Origin of the sequence: Oceanisphaera arctica (assembly GCF_002936955.1) — a bacterium.
Taxonomy (GTDB): Bacteria; Pseudomonadota; Gammaproteobacteria; order Enterobacterales; family Aeromonadaceae; genus Oceanimonas; species Oceanimonas arctica.
This window is the reverse complement of record NZ_MPZM01000100.1, coordinates 1-1,540: the sequence shown is the minus strand read 5'-3', so window position 1 is coordinate 1,540 and position 1,540 is coordinate 1. Positions and strand designations below refer to the sequence as shown.

The window sequence follows — 1,540 nt, the reverse complement described above, 5'->3', positions numbered from 1 at the left end:
AGTAACAGTTCACCCGGAGTGGCTTGACACGCACAGTTCTTCAGGAATGGGATAATCCGTCTTCTCGATACAAGCGCGGATCACGGAGCGTAACCACTGTTGCGGGCAGCGGCCCAGGCGCTTGGCGGTTTCCACCAGCGACAGAATACGCTGGCGGAACAGTTCGCCCCGCTGGGACCAGACGCCATAGCTGCCCTTGCGCCACAGCACATAACCGCGCAGCGCCCGCTCGGCCTCATTATTGGTCAGGGCCAGTCGGTCATCCGTCAGGAAGGTCCACAGCATGTCGTCATCTTGCAGTAAAAACCGACATCGTCCTCGGTAGCGCGAGGAGCACAACATCATGCCGCGTTCCAGCTGTACCCGCCAACTTTGCCGACATCGCCTTAATCGTCGCAGGTATTGCTCATGCTTCAGCTTCCCGTTTTCCCAACGGTGCCGGGTGCGAAACACCATATCAGCCAGCAATACCAGGCGAGCACCAACAGGATGATTAACCTGTTCGCTGCTGTCGGCAATGGCGGCGACGTTACGGGCCACATGGGCCCAGCATAACTGACGTTGCTCGGTTGCCACGAAGCGATAGCCGGCATACTGGTCGGTCACCAGGGCGGAGGTTTCCGGCAGCTCACCCAGTAACCGCCGGGCCGCATCCTGGCCACGGCCAAACGCGGTCATGAAGCAGACGGCCACCTTACTCAGGGCCAGCCACATCCAGCGCCGTTCGCCCCCGCGCTGGTGCCGGGTTTCATCGGCATGAATATGCGGCGCGGATTGCACCTGTTGCTTAATGGCCTGATAGGTTGGCGTCAGCATGGCGCTGACCCGGCCTTGCGCCTCGCTGATGGCACCCCGACTGAAGTGCAGTCCGAAGTGCTGTTGCAGCTGCCGCTGTATCTGGCTGATGCTCTGATGGAACTGGCCGCTTTGCAGGGCAATATAACTCAGCAAGTTGGTGCCCATCTGGGTATGACTGACGGTATCGGGCAGCATGGCCTCGTCCGTGTTGATGCAGCGGGTGCAGGTGGCACGAAACAGCTGATGCTCGGTGACGAAATAGCTGACCTCGGGCAAATCAAATACCTGGTGTACCCGGTGTGGTTTGGTGTGATTCAGCATGTTGCCACCACAACAAGCGCACTCAGCGGCAGGAAAATACGGCGTGACCGACACCCGTTCATCCTGCGGGTGCCGCTGTCGCCGTTGGCCCTGGTGCCCAGGCTGAGCACCGCGCTGCTTGCCGGAGCGTTTACGGGGGCGAGCCGGCGGTATGCCTCCCGGCCCATCACTGGACGGTGGCTTCGATGAATTACCGCTGTTCTGTTTGAGGCGATCTTCAAGTTCGGCAATCCGCTCCATCAGCTTGTGGATCATCTCATGTGCCTGCTCGAGAGTCAGGGGCGGCGTCACGGGTGAGGTATGTTTTTTGGTCATGTCGCTAAGCGTGGCTGAGTGCTGGGATCGTGCAAGTATCAAACGCAGATCACGCGACCAACATCCCATTTTTGCCTGTCAAGGCACTCTGGGTGAACACTTACGG

1 protein-coding gene is annotated in these 1,540 nt (G+C 59.5%); it reads right to left on the bottom strand.

What is annotated here, in order from left to right:
* Nucleotides 1–9: 9 nt before the first annotated feature.
* Nucleotides 10–1,434, bottom strand: coding sequence for an IS66 family transposase (gene tnpC / locus UN63_RS16835; RefSeq protein ID WP_104488639.1), 1,425 nt, complete (start codon nt 1,432–1,434; stop codon nt 10–12).
* Nucleotides 1,435–1,540 lie beyond the last annotated feature (106 nt).

What these genes read in the sequence shown, in the direction of transcription:
- tnpC (WP_104488639.1), bottom strand. Translation starts at nt 1,434, where the DNA reads ATGACCAAAAAACATACCTCACCCGTGACGCCGCCCCTGACTCTCGAG.